Source organism: Methanoculleus sp. (assembly GCF_020696975.1).
GTDB lineage: Archaea > Halobacteriota > Methanomicrobia > Methanomicrobiales > Methanoculleaceae > Methanoculleus.
The window spans coordinates 90,562-105,645 of sequence record NZ_JAJGBK010000029.1 but is presented as its reverse complement, the minus strand read 5'-3'; the positions used below and the strand labels follow the sequence as shown (position 1 = coordinate 105,645).

Below are 15,084 nucleotides of genomic sequence, written 5' to 3'. Positions count from 1 at the left end.
CCCCGGTCTCTGCGAGGGTGGCGGCGATGAACGGCGAGCCCCTCCTCCGGTTCGTGGACGTCAGCAAGGTCTATCCCCTCCCGGCAGGGGACGTTGTGGCACTCGACCATGTCTCCCTCACCGTGGAGCACGGGGAGTTCATCGCCGTGATGGGACCCTCGGGCTCCGGGAAGTCGACGCTCTTAAACATGATGGGCTGCCTCGACGTCCCGACCCGCGGGAAGATCTATCTCTCCGGGCAGGAGATCTCGGGGATGAGCGATGACGACCTCACCCGGCTCCGGCGGGACCATATCGGGTTCATCTTCCAGCAGTTCAACCTCATTCCACTGCTCTCGGCGGTCGAGAACGTCGAGTTTCCGCTCGTTCTCAAGACCGGGCGGACGGAGAGCCGGCAACGGGCCGTTGAGGTTCTCCGGATGATGCACCTCGACGACGCTCTCTTCTCCCACAAGCCGGGCGAACTCTCTGGCGGCGAGCAGCAGCGAGTCGCGATCGCCCGGGCGCTCGTGAACGATCCCGATCTCCTCCTCTGCGACGAGCCGACCGGGAACCTGGACACGAAGACCGGGATGGCGATCATGGAGATCCTTGCGACCGAGAACCGGGAGGGCAAGACGATCGTCATGGTCACCCACGATCCCGGCGTTGCCGCATATGCCCGCCGCACGATCCGGATCGTCGACGGGAGGGTGGCGTAGTGTTCTTCTCGTTCGCGATGAGGAACCTGCGGCGGCACTGGGTGCGCTCAGGCCTCTCGATCATCGGGATCGTCATCGGCGTCGTCGCCATCGCCTCGATGGGCGTCATGGGCAACAGCATCAACCTCCTCGCCGCGAACATCATCACCGACGTCGGTGACACCGTCGTAGTCACGCCGCACACTGCGATCGGCGGGACGTTCGCCGGAGACCCGCGAACGGCCGTGGACGCCGCCATCCCCGCCCGCGAGGTCGAGGAGATCCAGCGGGCGGCAAACCCGCACCGGGCGATCTCGGTGCTCCAGGGGGCGGACGAGGTCGAGTTCGGCCGCGGCGAGAGCGGTTATGCCGGGATCATCGGGCTTGCACCGGACGATATCCCTCTCCTGCTCGACCTCGCGGAGGGGCAGCACCTCCGGCAGAACCAGGCGGGCGCGCTTGTCGGGATCCACCTGGCCCGGGAGTACGGCATAAACCCCGGCTCAAGGATCGCGATCGGGGGCGAGGACGTCCGGGTGGCCGGCGTGCTTGCGGAGAGGGGGATAGGGTTTGATATCAACCCGGATTACGCGATCGTCGTCTCCGACGGCTGGTACGAGAGCCATTTCGGGACAAAAGACTCCTACCCGCTGATCATCGTCCGGGTCGGCGACGTCGATGAGATCGACACTGTAAAGGAAGCCATCGAGAGCCGGATCAACCGGCGCGAGGAGGTGGTCGACGTATCCGACTCGCGCGAGATGCTCGGGCAGTATGAGGAGATCTATGATCAGATCACGCTGTTTCTCCTTGGTATCGGCGGGATTGCCCTTGTCATAGCCGCCGTCAACATCTTAAACGTCATGTACATCTCGGTGACCGAGCGTATCCGCGAGATCGGCGTCATGAGAAGCATCGGGGCGCTGCGCCGGGAGATCCTCCTGATGTTCCTCTACGAGGCCGCGATCCTCGGCCTCATCGGAAGCATCCTCGGCGGTCTTCTGAGCACCGCCTTCGGCTACCTCATCAGCGTCGCCGCGATCGAGGTCGCCACGGCCGGGACGACCTTCGGCGAGGACTTCACGGTCTTCGACCAGAGCGCGGTCGGGTTCATCATCTTCGGGATGGTGTTCGGCATCGCAACCAGTATCGCCGCCGGATTCTACCCGGCGTGGAAGGCTTCGCACCTCGTGCCGGTCGATGCAATGAGGCAGAAATAGGGGTGGTGGGGCATGCTCTTCATCGATCTTTCGGTGCGTAACCTCAGGCGGCACAAAGTCCGTTCGTTTCTCGCGACGGTCGGCATCATCATCGGTGTCGTCGCGATCGCCTCCCTCGGGATCATGGGCAGCAGTCTCTCGACGCTTGTCGGGGGTATGGTCTCGGACGTGAGTGACACCATTCTCGTCACTCCCCACCTCGCGGCATCGAGCGGCGACCCGTTCGATCCCCGAAACACCCTCGCGGCGAGCGTCTCCACGAAGAACGTGGCGCTGATAGAGAAGGCCGCCGGACAGCACCGCACCGTCCCCATGATCCTTGCATCGGATCGGCTGCGGGTGCGGGATACGAGCGGCTACGCGACGATATATGCCATGCCGGCGGCCGATATCCCCTTCCTGCTCGAGCGGGAGGCGGGCCTCTACCCTCAGGGGAGGTCTTCAGGGGTGATGGTGGGCTCGCTCCTTGCCGATGAACTCAACCTCCACCCCGGGAGCCGCATCGAGGTCGGGGGCGAGAGCGTCCGTGTCGTGGGGGTCGCGGCGGAGCGGGGGATGGGCATCGATATCAATCCCGATTACGCCGTTATCGTCACGGAGGACTGGTATACGGAGCGGCACGGGGAGCGGGACTACAGCCGGGTCGTCGTGAAGGTCAGCGATCTCTCCGCAATCGAGGATGTCAAGGCCGCCATCGACCAGCAGATCAACCGTAGAAAAGAGGTTGTGGACGTCCTGGACTCCCGCGAGATCCTGGAACTCTACTACGAGACCCTCGATGCCATGAACATCTTCCTCCTCGGTATCGGCGGGGTATCGCTCCTCGTCGCGAGCGTGAGCATCCTAAACGTCATGATCATATCGGTCACGGAGCGGACGGCGGAGATCGGGCTGATGCGGAGCATCGGGGCGCGGAAACGTGAGGTTCTCCGTATGTTCCTCTACGAGAGCCTGATCCTCGGGGTCATAGGGAGCATCATCGGCGGCATCATCAGTGCAGCGGTCGCCTGCTACGCCTCAGCCTCCGTAGGAGATCTCTTCGCCGACTTCGCCGTCACGGGAGAGGCCGGCATCCCCGTCTCCGTGGTGATCGGGTATGTCGCCTTTGCGATGGCCTTCGGCATCGGGACAAGTATCGTTGCCGGGTTCTATCCTGCGTGGAAGGCGGCGCAGTTGAACCCCATCGAGGCGCTCCGCTACGAGTGAGGGGATCACCGGGGGCGGGAGCCCGCCCCGCGGCACCGACCCCCTCCTCTTTTTCCCGCCCTGGTTGGACCGCCCTCTCCCGGAGTCCGGCGTGAGGCCGGCGTGACGAAGCCTCGTGCGGGTGGTGACGTCATGCGTAATTTCATAGTCCTGGAGACCGGAAACTCTATGAGCACTCATAGGATGATAGGCTCTCTGTCAGGAAGTGCTCTGACCCTCATCCGGTCCCCCAATACGATAACAATACCCAAGCTGTGTGGAACGAATGTTACAGATGATTACGTGGCTCGACAAGAATTTCAGCTCGCTTCAGCCAACGCGGGCGATCATTATGAGAGCGCTACGCCACCTGCGCCCCGCGGATCGAAAAAAACTCTTCTCCGAGGATATCCCCGAGATGCGGACCGCCGAAGGGCGGTGGTTTGAGGCGATCGTCTATGAGATGATCCTCGACCTCTCGCTGCAGACCGACCTCATCCTCGCCGTCGTGGCCCGTGGGGCTGACGGCCCGGCGAAGGTCCGGCGCGCTCAACTCGGCCAGAACGGACTCTTCTACTCGAATATCGGGGATATCAAGGTCCGGGGAAACGGCCAGGATCTCGCCGAGGTCGATCTGATGCTCGTCGACCATACCGGGGCGCTGACGTTTGGGGAGATCATCACCTCCCCTGCCGACTTAAAGGAGTTCGAGGCGGAGATCCGCTACAAAAAGCAGCTCTTCGGCTACCTCTACGGACAGCCGACCGTGCCGTTCCTCCTCATCTCCTCGGTCGACATCTCCCGGACGGCCGTCGTCCGCCGCCTCCTCCGGGAGCCCGATAATGTCCTCCTCACCACCCCTACCTGCGAGGACCTGAAAGCCCTGATCCGCCCCCGTGACCTGAAGCGAAGCCCGGCCCGCAGGATCCGGCACGAGAAACTGGTCTCGATCGCCGATATCCCCCCGCGCCGGCCGTTTGACTACAAGAAACTGCACGACGAGCGGATGCAGAGCATCATCGCCGCCGCCACCTCAAAGAAGGGTATCGAGGAACTCGGGACCCCGGACGAGATCCCGCCGATTGTAAAGAAAGTCCTCTTCGGCGGGCTTTACCCTTCCGCCGTCCGGATGCTCGATGCCCGGTATCCCATCCGCATCAAGGGGAAGACCTACGATCCGGATGCGATCCAGAAGCAGTTCTCAAAGGTCGTCCTCGCGGTGAACATCCCGGAGTACCGGCCGATCATCTATCTGCGGACACGCAACAAGAAGGAATACCTCAAGATGGTCCCCAACCGGCTGGGTGGGTTCAAGTTCGAGAGCCGGCGGACGCCCCACATGGCCGGCTTCTTCCTCTGGCTCGAGTCTGTCCGGCCGTCGCTCGGGGCCGAACTGACGCGGGAACTCCTTGATGCGTTCCCCGCGATCAGTGTTCCCGAAACGGCCGCAGCCGGAAGACCGTAAGATTCGTATGATCCCATGATGCATGTCTTCTCATGATTCTCGGGTGTGGTGACACGGAATGGATCTGATCACCGAACTCGTTGAGTTTCTGGGATTTTCGCTCGTCGCTATCGCGTCGATCGTCGCGGTTATGAACCCGGCCTCCACGGTCGCCGTCTACACGGCGCTCACCGAGGGGATGGGCGGAAACAAACGCCAGGCGATCATCCAGACCTCTCTGAAGATAGCCTTCATCGTGCTCGTCTTCTTCGCGCTCACCGGGCAGTTGATCTTCTCGATCTTCAGCATCACCGTCCCGGCGTTCCAGATCGCCGGCGGTATCCTGCTCGTCAGCGTGGCGACCGGGATGCTCGGCACAAAGGGCGAGACCTACTCGGCCGCGGACCTGGAGAATGTCGCCGTTGTCCCGCTGGCCTTCCCGCTCTCGTGCGGCCCGGGGACGATCACGACAGTGATCCTGCTCGCCTCGGGGCCGGAGGGCATCTATGGCCTCCTCGCCGTCCTGCTCGGGATAATCGTAGCCCTCAGCATCTCCTACATCGGGATGCTTTACGGGCCCCGGATCTTCTCTCTCATCGGGGAAGGGGGGCTGCGGGTCGTCCCGAAACTGATGGCGATCATCGTACTGGCTATAGCCATTCAGTTCATGATCAACGGAATCGCTGCAGCGATGCCCCAGCTGCTTGTGAACCTTGACCTCACCGGACTTGCATGACCGATATCCAGATCGTCCTTATCCAGACGCTCCAGGCCGGGGCGCCGTGGCTCGCTGCCCCTATGCAGTTCTTCTCGTTTCTCGGGCAGCCTGAGTTCTATCTCCTCGTCATCCCGATCCTTTACTGGTGCTGGGACCCACGCCTTGGGCTCCGCCTCGGGCTCCTTATGGGAATATCGGGCGGGCTCAACGAGGCCCTGAAGGTTGCGTTCCACCTCCCCCGCCCCTACTGGGTGAGCCCGGACGTCCAGGCGCTTGACAGTCACCCGTCGTTCGGGATGCCGTCGGCGCATGCCGAGGGGGCAGCGACGCTCTGGGGGCTGATCGCCGTCGACGCCCGGCGCTGGTGGTTCTCTATCTTTGCGATCGTGATGGCCCTCCTTATCGGTCTGTCCCGGGTCGTTCTCGGGGTTCACTTCCCGGCCGACGTCCTCGTGGGGTGGGCGGTCGGGCTTGCCATCCTCCTCGGGTTCCTCGCCCTTGAGCGACCGGTGGGCCGCCGGGTCGCCGCCCTCCCGCTCTCAGGGCAGGTGCTCGCCGCGCTCGCCGGCTCCCTTGCCCTTGCCCTGTGCTCCTTTGCCGCACTCGCGGCCGTCGGGGAGTGGCAGGTCCCCGCGTCCTGGGCGGCAGGGGCGCTCGAGCGGTCCGGAGAGCCGATCCACCCGCTCTTCCTCCGGGATGCCGTCACGGCGTCGGGGCTCTTCTTCGGGTTTGCGGCCGGTGCGGCAGCAGAGCGCCACCGGGGAAGCATGTGCGCCATCGAGAGGGGATCGGTCCGCCTGCTCCGCTACGCCTTTGGGATCACGATGACCGGGGCGATCTGGTTCGGGCTCGGCCTCCTCGTTCCGGAAGACCCCGTTCCGGCTGCCTACGTCCTCCAGTACCTCCGGGCGGCCGCTGCCGGTTCCTGGGTATCATTCGGCGCCCCCCTGGTCTTTTCCCGCGCAAACATGCTCCGGGGCGGAGCGTAAGGGTATATACCCGTTGCAGGCGAAAGTTCTGTATGGTCTCGACGGATGGCGGCCTCACGGTGCTTGAAGCGGCGATCCTCGGCGTCGTGGTGCTCCTGTTTGCCGCGTTCGCGCTCCACGCGGCGACCGGTCCTGCCGGGCAGCCAGCAGGTCTCGTTCTCCTGGCCCTCGACGAGACCGGGAGGTGTCTCGTCCTTGACGGCGACGTCCACGGCTACGCGCTCACGAACGGGAGCATCGGGGGTGCCGACCTTGCGTGCGACCAGCCGGACCCGTCAAGGATGGGGGCGGTCACCTGCAGCGTCCGCCTGTTCATCGGCGACATGGGGAGCGTCGATATGGCCCGGGCGACGGTCGAGGTTGCCGCTCCCGGCCGGATTGAACGGCTCGGATGGACCCGGGAGACGCCGACCCGGCCCGGGAACTGGACGATCGTCCGGACCGGACACACGATCCCGTTCCGGCAGGCGGACGACGATCTCCTCCTTGAACCCGGAGAGCGGTTCGACCTGCTCCTCTACCCCTCATGGCCGCTCGAACCCCGCGAAGCGTTCCGGATCAGCATCACTCCTCCCGGCGGCGTCCCGCTCATATTCGAGCGGACCGTGCCGCCCCGGATCACGCCGGTGATGGATCTCGGCTGAAAACGTCCTTCAACAGGCATTTATAACCGAAAGTAGACTCATCCTCTATGCTTGCAGAGGGGATCACTCTCGGCTGGATTCTGATCGTGCTCGGGGCGGTGCTGCTCCTGGTGGAGGTCTACCAGCCCGGGTTCTTCATCGCTGTCCCTGCGACGGTCCTGATCATCCTCGGGGTCCTCCTTCTTCTCGGTGTCGATATCCTCACTTCCCCCGCTGGCCTCATCGTCGGGGTTCTCGCGGCAATCGTTGCGGCTTCAGTCACTGTCTGGCTCTACGGCCGCCTCACGCCGGGGCGGGGGCCGCCGACGACCCTCTCGCGCGACTCACTCGTCGGTCTGGAGGGGACGGTGGTCGCACCGGTCGATCCGGAGACGCTTGCGGGGAAGGTGCGGCTCGGGAGCACGGAATGGAGCGCCCGTTCCGAGTCAGGGAGGATTGCGGTCGGGAGCAGGGTTATCGTCGTCCACTCCGAGGGAGTGCACGTTGTCGTAAAGGAGGTTACATAAGATGCTTTTTACAGGAGAATTTCCGTGGACCGGTCTCATAACGGTCTTTCTTATCATCGTCATCATCATCATCTTCGCCCGTGGCGTGGTGATCGTTCAGCCGTACGAACAGGGGCTCCAGATTCGTCTCGGGCAGTACATCGGGAGGATGAACCCCGGATTCCGGTGGGTCGTCCCGCTCATCACGGTGGTCAAGAAACTCGATCTCCGGACAGAAGTGATGGACGTCCCCCGGCAGGAGGTTATCACGAAGGACAACTCCCCGACGAACGTCGACGCGATCGTCTATGTCCGGGTTATCGACCCCGAGAAGGCCTACTTTGAGGTGATGAACTACCGGTCGGCGACGGTGGCGCTGGCGCAGACGAGTCTTCGGGGGATCATCGGCGACATGGAACTCGATGAGGTCCTCTACAACCGGGACGTCATCAACGCCCGTCTCCGGGATATCCTGGACCGGGAGACCGATGCCTGGGGTGTGAAGGTCGAGCGTGTGGAGATCAAGGAGGTCGACCCGGTGGGCGCGGTCAAGCAGGCGATGACCGAGCAGACCGCGGCCGAACGTGAGCGGCGTGCCGCGATCCTCCGTGCGGACGGTGAGAAGCGCGCGGCGATCCTCAAAGCGGAGGGGAACCGGCAGAGCATCATTCTGGAGGCCGAGGGCGAGCGGCAGAGCAAGATCCTGCGGGCCGAGGGTGAGCGGATGTCGCGTATCCTCCAGGCGCAGGGTGAGGCGCAGGGGCTGCGCATTCTCTCGGTCGGCGCCCGGCCACTGGACCGGCGGGCGATCACGGTCCTCTCGCTCGATGCCTTAAAGAAGATGGCCGAGGGCCAGGCGACGAAGATCATATTCCCGTTCGAGCTCTCAAGCGTCGTCAAGCAGGCCGCCGAGTATCTCGGCGCCACGGTCGAGGCTCCCGAGGTCCCGGAAGGAGCAGAACTGCCGCCGGAGGATATTCTCGGGGAGATTCCGGGCCGGGAGGAACTCCGGGCCGCGGAAGAGGCGGTAAAGAGCATCGATACCGATGTCGAAGTGGAGATCCAGAAGAAGTCGCGGGACATGATCGGGCAGGTAGAGGAAGAGTAAGTCTTGTCCGGGGAGACAATATCCCCACTTTTTTTTGACAGGTTCGTCCTTGGGAGGACCACAGGAGAGGTCGGCCTCTATTCGGGTCGGTGCAGTTGAATCGTGCCCGCGACTGGGTGACTGCGCACCACATGTTCTGGTTGGTGAAGGCCGACGGTGAAGCCTACCGGTGGGTGCCGGTTGCCCGGTATCGCAACTGGAACGCACATGAGTCCCCGGAATTTGAGCGGATAGAGGCCTGAATGCCAGGGCAACACTCTGGACCTTTTTTGAAGCAGAGTCGCTTTTGCCCGGGTTCACTTTCACCCTCCGCACAGCGTACCTTAATATCAGGAGCGTGATGATACGACAGCATAAGCATGGAGTACACCGTCGAACCTGCCGACCCGCTTCCTGTGGGACCGGGAAGCCCCACGCGGATGAGCGCGGGGCTGTCCAAGAATCGCACCTCTTCGGCTGTCGCTGTGATGGCCGGGCCGGGGCTTTCTGTTGGAGAGGTGGGTTAAACGGGATATCTGCATCCGGATGCCGACCTGCGCGCTCGATCCGGAATGAATTACCCGTGAGAGGGAATTCTTTGGTACAGTTATGTAAGAAGGAATATCAATCATAAAAACAGCAGCATGAGTTCCAGACCATTTCATCCGCCGGGAACGGCCCCCGTCGTTCCCGAGAGATCGTTCTTCATTAACAAAACCGAGCAGGATCAGCCACTGGAGAACTGCGTGCCTGCCGAGATCCTTGAAATGGCCCGGACCGATGGGCAGCGGGCCATCCCGAAGATAGCAAAGAACCTCTCGCTGATGAAAGAGATCGAAGCCATATCCGGCAATCTGCCGACACATCACCGTTTCATAAACGCAGACAGCCGTAATCTTGCGTTTCTCCCCGATGAGAGCGTTCATCTGGTCGTGACATCGCCTCCCTACTGGACCCTGAAGAAATACCCCGAGAAGGACGAACAACTCGGACAGATTGAGGACTATGAGACCTTCCTGGAGGAACTTGACAGGGTCTGGAGACACATCTACCGGGTTCTCGTCCCCGGGGGCCGGCTGGTCGTCGTTGTCGGTGACGTTTGCCTGCCCCGGCGGGAGGCCGGGCGCCATGTCGTCATGCCTCTCCACGCGAGCATTCAGGAGCACTGCCGGAAGATCGGGTTTGACAACCTGGCGCCGATCATCTGGTACAAGATCGCCAACGCCTGTTTCGAGGCGAATTCGCCGGGGTCGTTCCTGGGCAAACCCTATGAACCCAATGGAATCGTCAAGAACGATATAGAATACATCCTCTTCCAGAGGAAACCCGGCGGTTATCGGAAGCCCACGCTTGAGGCGCGGTTGCTCTCGGTCATATCGGAAGAGAATCAGAAGGCGTGGTTCCGTCAGGTCTGGGACCTTAAAGGAGCATCGACCCGGGAGCACCCTGCACCCTACCCCCTGGAACTGGCCGAGAGGCTTGTGCGGATGTTCTCGTTTGTGGGCGATACCGTCCTCGACCCCTTCGGCGGTACGGGAACGACCGGCCTCGCTGCTGCGCGGTGGGGCAGAAACAGCATCAGCATTGAGGTCGAAGAAAAATATTTCCTTATGGAGGTTGAACGGTTCATTCATCAGGCGAAACAGTCCCGACTCTTCTGATGGAAGGTACTATCAATGGTTAACGATAGAATTCTCCGGGAAATTTCCCGTGATGACTATTTTTTCGTGTGCAGTGCGGTATTTCTGGGATAAGAGGGCGTCGCAGGCAGAAGACCAGAATAGCCGGGGTATAAGAGACCAGGGCTTCCGTTCGGAAGCGACGGGTGGAAAGCACATGGACCGGTTTTTCTCGCTCATCCGAGACCTGCTGGTCGATATCGGGATTCCTGAGGGAGATATCTGCACACGTAAGAGTTCTCTTGATCTTCCGGGATACTTCCGCGCGGAGAAGCAGTGGGACCTTATCATTATCAAGCACTACCCTGACAAAAGGAAGGAACTGGTTGCCGTCCTTGAACTGAAGTCCCAGAAAGGGCCATCGTTCGGGAACAACATCAACAACCGGACCGAAGAGGTTTTAGGAAGCGCATACGACCTCTGGACAGCCTACCGTGAGGGAGCATTCAGGACCTCCCCGTCGCCCTGGCTTGGGTATCTGCTCCTGCTGGAAGACTGCGAGAAGTCGCGTAAGAGCGTGAGGAATAACGAGCCGCACTTTGAGGTATTTCCTGAGTTCAAGGATGCTTCCTACATTGAACGCTATCACCAGACCTGCCTGAAGTTGGTGCGAGAGAGAGTCTACTCGGAGGTCTGTTACCTGCTTGCAAAGGAAGAGGATAAGATGCAGCCCCCGAATTATTCCGAACCAGATGAGACTCTCTCGGGGTACCGGTTCCTGCGGTCCCTGTGTTCGCATCTGAACAACTTCTATGAGTTAGCATAATCCCATCTTCCAGCATAATCCCATCTTCCGGAAACCCTGACTGCAGGGAACGTGCGAGAGGTCGAATCACCTCTCTGAACGAAAAAGGTGGAGTTATCCTATCGTCATCACGAACCGCAGCGCCGCGACGATCATCGGCATCGTGACGAGGAGGATCAGCATCACCGTCACAAAGCCGCTGATCGAGGCGGCGACCCGCTGCGCGTACCGCGACAGGCCCAGCCGGTCGAAGATCCGCTCCACTCCTTCCCGCATCATGTAGCCGCCGTCGAGCGGGACGATCGGGATGGCGTTGAACATCCCCACCAGCAGGTTGAACCACCCGGTCCAGAAGAAGAGGTGGACCGTGCCCCAGAAGAAGGGGAACGGCTCCTCCCAGGCCATCTGTTCGGGGGTGTCGGTGAGCAGGATCGCGAGCTGCTGGGTGTTGCCCTGGATGAAGGCGTCGATCGGGGCTATCGTCAGATAGAGCGGCGCAAGCAGCCCGAGGTCTGCAACATTTCCGATGTGCTCCTTCACCGCGGGTGCACTGTAGTAGTAGACCCCCATGAACCCGGAGTCCCGGTCGCCGTCAAGCACCTCCGGCCACTCTGAGAGGGTGAGGGTGTAGGTGCTCTCAATCCCGTCCTTTTCGGCCGTCAGGGTGACCGTCTCTCCCGGCCGCGTCCCGTCCATGATCGCCGATACTTCTTCCTGGTCCGTCACGGGAACGCCGTTTATGCTCGTGATGACCGAGTAGCCGGGAAGGCCCGCCTCGGCCGCGGGGTAGTCCTGGTAGATCCCCTGGACGAGCGGTGTGGAGAGGGGCGTCGCTATCCCCACGAGGAGGAACATCGCCGCAAAGCATGCGAGGCCGATGACGATGTTGTTCGTGATCCCGGCGCCGAACATCCGTATCTTCGGCATCCCCTTTGCCGCTTCGACATCCTCCTCTTCAGGTTCGACAAAGGCCCCGAGCGGGACGACGGCGATGAGGAGACCCATGCTCCGCACCCGCATATCCTCGACCCTGGCGAGGATCGCGTGGCCGAACTCGTGGATGACGATCGTGAGCAGAAGGCCGATGATGACGGCCGCGGTGATCGGTATTGCCTCATTGACCCCGGGTATGGCGAGGATGTTTCGGGGGTCGTAGATCCCGGTCGGTTCGGGAGTGTGCACCAGGTACTGGGAGACCGCGAGGACCAGGGCGAGCGTCATGAAGGCCGAGACCACGACGACCATGATGACTCCGAGCGTCGCGTAGGCCCGGAGCGGAGTCCTGATCTTTTGGAACCAGTCAAAGAACCCTACCCGATCGGTCTTGATCCCCATGATGGGGCCAAAGAAGACGATGTGATCGCGAAACAGCCCCCGGTCGCGGATATAGAAGGCAATCAGAAGGTATGCCACGACGAGAAGGAGGAGTATCTGGAGCCAGCTCATCACTCACGGTTAGCGCGCACGAAGCATAAATACTTCCGGGCTATAAGAAATCCTGCATCGTTGTCTGGGAAAGGTTCGTCACCGTCTTCCAGCTCCTGCGGGCGCAGGGCGGCGGGTTTCCATACTCCCGGATGTAGCCTCTGAGGAACTCGATCGTGACCGGGTCTGAGGGGTAGCCGCTCCCGACCTTCCCGAACTGTTCTTCGAGTTCCCGGATTGCCCGGTCACGGGTGACCTTTGCGACGACGCTCGCTGCGCCGACGATCTTGTAACGGGCGTCCGCCCGGTGTTCGGCGACGATGTTGCAGGGATAGTCCAGGTAGCCTGCAACCGTTCGGCCGTAGCGCTCCGCGTTCACGTCGCAGGCGTCCACATAGGCCGATTCCGGCCGGAGCCCCATGAGCGCCTCGGCATGGAGTTCGGCCACGCACTGGTTCATACTCATCCTGGTCCGGGCATCGTCGATGCCGGCGGCGTCGATCATGACGATCGCGATCGAGAAGTCGCGGAGGAGGATCTCGTAGAGGGCCTCACGCTGTTTTGGTCGGAGGACCTTCGAGTCCCGGATGGGGAGGGCTTCAAGATCCTCGGTTGCCCGGCACCCGACGGCGGCAACCGCCATCGGGCCGAGGACCGAGCCCTTTCCCGCTTCATCCACCCCGCAGATCATACTCTCCTGTTTCATTCGCAAGGTATTTTAATGGCGACGATTGAATCAATCTGGATGTACACCATCATCGTCGGCCTGGGCGGAATCGGCCGGAATTTGACTGCGATCGCCGTGAATGCCGGTGACTCCGTGGTGGTGATCGATCAGGACGAGGCGCGTGCGAGCGATGCTCTGGAGCACTACGATGTCCTCGCCATCACGGGGAACGCAACCGACAAATCAGTTCTGCAGGACGCCGGGATCGACCGGGCCGACGCCCTGGTGGCTACCACGAGCGATGATGCCGTAAACCTGATGACCTGCTGGCTCGCCAAACGCTACAACGTCAGAAACGTCGTCTCGATCGTTAACCAGAGAGAGCATTCCGACCTCTTCAATGAGGTCGGGGTGAAGATCAGCGAGAACCCCGACGAACTGGTGGCGACCCGGCTTTACTACTGGGCGAAGAGCCCGAACCTCCAGCAGGTTGCCTCGATCCCCGGCGGGACCATCTTCGAGATCGTCGCGGAGGAGGGTGCTCCCATCGTCGACCGCGAGATCCGGGACCTTGAGGTCCGCGACTTCGTCTTCATTGCCATCCGGCGTGCCGGGGGCGACCTCATCATCCCGAGCGGCACCGTCCGTATCCGACCGGGGGACGTCATCACGGTCTTCACAAAAAAGGAAGCGGAAGGTGAGACGATAAAGACTCTCACCAGGCAGTTGAAGCGATCAGGCTAGAGCGTCTTTAAGCGCTTTAAGTTCGAGGAGCATCCGCGGATTCCGTACGATCAACTCCTTGATGAGCGCCGCGACCGAGAACTCCTTGAAACTGATGTTTGCAATCGAGTCCGCGAGAGTATTGAGTTTCGTGTCGTCGAGGGTGATAAAGTACTCCTTGACCTTGTAGTTCCGCTCGATGCCCTTACCCATCCGGGACGCACGCCACTCCGTATCGTAGGGCATCAGCGCCTCCTTTGAGCAGTTGCCCGCCTCGATGCACCTTGTGGCCACCTGCCCGGCGAGCCTTCCCGTGTACATGGCGTTTCCGATCCCGCCGCCGGTGATGGGGTCGACGACCCTCGCTGCGTCACCGGCGACTATCAGCCCGTCGGCGACCGTGCAGGTGAGCGGCCTGCAGACCGGGACGCCGCCCACGATCGCCTCGATCGTCTTTCCACCGGGGAAGTTCTTCGCGACGAACCGGTCCAGGTAGTCCTTCGCCCGGGACCCGTCGTGGCTCTTCCTGCCTGTGATCCCGATCCCGACGTTTGCGGTCCGCTCCCCCTTCGGGAAGACCCAGAGGTAGCCTTCGGGTGCAATCTCGTTGCCCAGGTAGAAGTCGGTGGAACCTGCGTCAATGTCGATGTCGGTCATCACGTACTGTGCGCAGCTCATCATCTCGCGGAGGGGGACGGTGGTGTCGAGCCCGGCCCGGCGGGCGAACTGAGCCTCCGTGCCGTCTGCGGCGATGACAACCTCGGCCCGGATCTCTGCTGGTGTCCCGACCGAGATCACCTTCGCGCCCCGGACGGCCCCGTTCTCCATGATCGGCTCGGTCGCCCGGGTCTTGACGATGATATCCGCTCCGGCCTCGGCCGCCTGCCAGACAAGTTCCCGGTCGAAGACCTTCCGGTCGAGGACGTAGCCGACCTCGTTCCCTGCCCTGTCCTGATCGAGGCTGATGGCGGTGCCGTTTGGTGCGATGATCCGGGCTCGCTCGATCTCCGCGGAGATCCAGCGTGGATCGGGCTTGATGTACTCCTTCAAGAGTTCTTTGCCGATCCCCTCCGCGCACCGGATGGGTGTGCCGATGGCGGGCCGTTTCTCGATGAGGCAGACCGAGTTCCCTGCCTCGGCGGCGGTCTTCGCCGCGAGCGCGCCGGCAGGGCCGCCCCCGATGACGAGCATATCGTAGTTATTCTTCATGGACGACCTCCAGTGCTCCGAGCGGGCATGCCCGTGCGCAGATGCCGCAGGCGATGCACTCCCGCTCGAGGCTGAGGTAGGCGTCGATCAGTTCGAGCGCATCCTCGGGGCAGACTGCGACGCAGGTGCCGCAGTATCCGCACTTGTCTCGGTTTATCCTGAGCATTGTACTCATATTGTCGTC

Annotated in this window: 16 protein-coding genes; 12 read left to right on the top strand and 4 right to left on the bottom strand. The window is 61.9% G+C overall.

Annotation, left to right across the window (positions count from 1 at the left end; all coding sequences use genetic code 11):
* The first annotated feature begins 26 nt into the window (after window positions 1-26).
* From QZ650_RS09105 to QZ650_RS09055, 11 genes are all read left to right on the top strand, one after another.
* Window positions 27-701 carry an ABC transporter ATP-binding protein gene (locus tag QZ650_RS09105; RefSeq protein WP_292520892.1) on the top strand — a complete coding sequence of 225 codons (675 nt, stop codon included), beginning with the start codon at window positions 27-29 and terminating at the stop codon, window positions 699-701.
* Window positions 701-1,900, top strand: coding sequence for an ABC transporter permease (locus QZ650_RS09100; protein ID WP_292520894.1), 1,200 nt, complete (start codon window positions 701-703; stop codon window positions 1,898-1,900). Before QZ650_RS09105 ends, QZ650_RS09100 begins: the two co-directional genes overlap by 1 nt.
* A gap of 12 nt (window positions 1,901-1,912) precedes the next feature.
* Window positions 1,913-3,106 (top strand): ABC transporter permease, encoded by a 1,194-nt coding sequence (locus QZ650_RS09095; protein ID WP_292520896.1) that lies wholly within the window; start codon window positions 1,913-1,915, stop codon window positions 3,104-3,106.
* Window positions 3,107-3,437: 331 nt separating this feature from the next.
* A complete protein-coding gene (locus QZ650_RS09090) occupies window positions 3,438-4,550 on the top strand; it encodes a hypothetical protein (protein WP_292522493.1) in 1,113 nt (370 codons plus the stop codon).
* A gap of 58 nt (window positions 4,551-4,608) precedes the next feature.
* Entirely contained in the window at window positions 4,609-5,265 is a 657-nt protein-coding gene (locus QZ650_RS09085) for a MarC family protein (protein ID WP_292520900.1), read from the top strand.
* A complete protein-coding gene (locus QZ650_RS09080; protein ID WP_292520903.1) occupies window positions 5,262-6,236 on the top strand; it encodes a phosphatase PAP2 family protein in 975 nt (324 codons plus the stop codon). Before QZ650_RS09085 ends, QZ650_RS09080 begins: the two co-directional genes overlap by 4 nt.
* A 32-nt stretch (window positions 6,237-6,268) precedes the next feature.
* A complete protein-coding gene (locus QZ650_RS09075; protein WP_292520905.1) occupies window positions 6,269-6,880 on the top strand; it encodes a hypothetical protein in 612 nt (203 codons plus the stop codon).
* A 47-nt stretch (window positions 6,881-6,927) separates the two neighbouring features.
* Window positions 6,928-7,386, top strand: coding sequence for an NfeD family protein (locus tag QZ650_RS09070; RefSeq protein WP_292520907.1), 459 nt, complete (start codon window positions 6,928-6,930; stop codon window positions 7,384-7,386).
* A gap of 1 nt (window position 7,387) precedes the next feature.
* Entirely contained in the window at window positions 7,388-8,473 is a 1,086-nt protein-coding gene (locus QZ650_RS09065; RefSeq protein WP_292520909.1) for an SPFH domain-containing protein, read from the top strand.
* A 623-nt stretch (window positions 8,474-9,096) separates the two neighbouring features.
* On the top strand, window positions 9,097-10,113 hold the full coding sequence (locus QZ650_RS09060) for a site-specific DNA-methyltransferase (protein ID WP_292522492.1): 1,017 nt from the start codon (window positions 9,097-9,099) through the stop codon (window positions 10,111-10,113).
* 52 nt (window positions 10,114-10,165) lie between these two features.
* Window positions 10,166-10,897, top strand: coding sequence for a PaeR7I family type II restriction endonuclease (locus QZ650_RS09055; RefSeq protein WP_292521105.1), 732 nt, complete (start codon window positions 10,166-10,168; stop codon window positions 10,895-10,897).
* A gap of 93 nt (window positions 10,898-10,990) precedes the next feature.
* Here the strand turns inward: QZ650_RS09055 and QZ650_RS09050 are convergent, their stop codons facing one another.
* On the bottom strand, window positions 10,991-12,322 hold the full coding sequence (locus tag QZ650_RS09050; protein ID WP_292520913.1) for a site-2 protease family protein: 1,332 nt from the start codon (window positions 12,320-12,322) through the stop codon (window positions 10,991-10,993).
* Window positions 12,323-12,362: 40 nt separating this feature from the next.
* Window positions 12,363-13,007, bottom strand: coding sequence for a ribonuclease HII (rnhB, locus tag QZ650_RS09045; protein ID WP_292520915.1), 645 nt, complete (start codon window positions 13,005-13,007; stop codon window positions 12,363-12,365).
* A gap of 39 nt (window positions 13,008-13,046) precedes the next feature.
* Between rnhB and QZ650_RS09040 the strand changes: the two genes are divergently transcribed.
* Complete coding sequence (locus QZ650_RS09040) at window positions 13,047-13,712, top strand: TrkA family potassium uptake protein (RefSeq protein WP_292521107.1); 666 nt, start codon at window positions 13,047-13,049, stop codon at window positions 13,710-13,712.
* On the opposite strand, the gene QZ650_RS09035 is transcribed toward QZ650_RS09040, so the two are convergent.
* Both QZ650_RS09035 and QZ650_RS09030 read right to left on the bottom strand, forming a co-directional pair.
* Window positions 13,704-14,900 carry an NAD(P)/FAD-dependent oxidoreductase gene (locus tag QZ650_RS09035; protein WP_292520917.1) on the bottom strand — a complete coding sequence of 399 codons (1,197 nt, stop codon included), beginning with the start codon at window positions 14,898-14,900 and terminating at the stop codon, window positions 13,704-13,706. The genes QZ650_RS09040 and QZ650_RS09035 overlap by 9 nt on opposite strands.
* Window positions 14,890-15,066 carry a 4Fe-4S binding protein gene (locus QZ650_RS09030; protein ID WP_048104707.1) on the bottom strand — a complete coding sequence of 59 codons (177 nt, stop codon included), beginning with the start codon at window positions 15,064-15,066 and terminating at the stop codon, window positions 14,890-14,892. Before QZ650_RS09030 ends, QZ650_RS09035 begins: the two co-directional genes overlap by 11 nt.
* Window positions 15,067-15,084 lie beyond the last annotated feature (18 nt).

Coding starts and splice junctions, on each gene's coding strand:
- QZ650_RS09105 (WP_292520892.1), top strand. CDS start 27: ATGAACGGCGAGCCCCTCCTCCGGTTCGTGGACGTCAGCAAGGTCTAT.
- QZ650_RS09095 (WP_292520896.1), top strand. CDS start 1,913: ATGCTCTTCATCGATCTTTCGGTGCGTAACCTCAGGCGGCACAAAGTC.
- QZ650_RS09090 (WP_292522493.1), top strand. CDS start 3,438: ATGAGAGCGCTACGCCACCTGCGCCCCGCGGATCGAAAAAAACTCTTC.
- QZ650_RS09085 (WP_292520900.1), top strand. CDS start 4,609: ATGGATCTGATCACCGAACTCGTTGAGTTTCTGGGATTTTCGCTCGTC.
- QZ650_RS09080 (WP_292520903.1), top strand. CDS start 5,262: ATGACCGATATCCAGATCGTCCTTATCCAGACGCTCCAGGCCGGGGCG.
- QZ650_RS09075 (WP_292520905.1), top strand. CDS start 6,269: ATGGTCTCGACGGATGGCGGCCTCACGGTGCTTGAAGCGGCGATCCTC.
- QZ650_RS09070 (WP_292520907.1), top strand. CDS start 6,928: ATGCTTGCAGAGGGGATCACTCTCGGCTGGATTCTGATCGTGCTCGGG.
- QZ650_RS09065 (WP_292520909.1), top strand. CDS start 7,388: ATGCTTTTTACAGGAGAATTTCCGTGGACCGGTCTCATAACGGTCTTT.
- QZ650_RS09060 (WP_292522492.1), top strand. CDS start 9,097: ATGAGTTCCAGACCATTTCATCCGCCGGGAACGGCCCCCGTCGTTCCC.
- QZ650_RS09055 (WP_292521105.1), top strand. CDS start 10,166: ATGACTATTTTTTCGTGTGCAGTGCGGTATTTCTGGGATAAGAGGGCG.
- QZ650_RS09050 (WP_292520913.1), bottom strand. CDS start 12,322: ATGAGCTGGCTCCAGATACTCCTCCTTCTCGTCGTGGCATACCTTCTG.
- rnhB (WP_292520915.1), bottom strand. CDS start 13,007: ATGAAACAGGAGAGTATGATCTGCGGGGTGGATGAAGCGGGAAAGGGC.
- QZ650_RS09040 (WP_292521107.1), top strand. CDS start 13,047: ATGTACACCATCATCGTCGGCCTGGGCGGAATCGGCCGGAATTTGACT.
- QZ650_RS09035 (WP_292520917.1), bottom strand. CDS start 14,900: ATGAAGAATAACTACGATATGCTCGTCATCGGGGGCGGCCCTGCCGGC.
- QZ650_RS09030 (WP_048104707.1), bottom strand. CDS start 15,066: ATGCTCAGGATAAACCGAGACAAGTGCGGATACTGCGGCACCTGCGTC.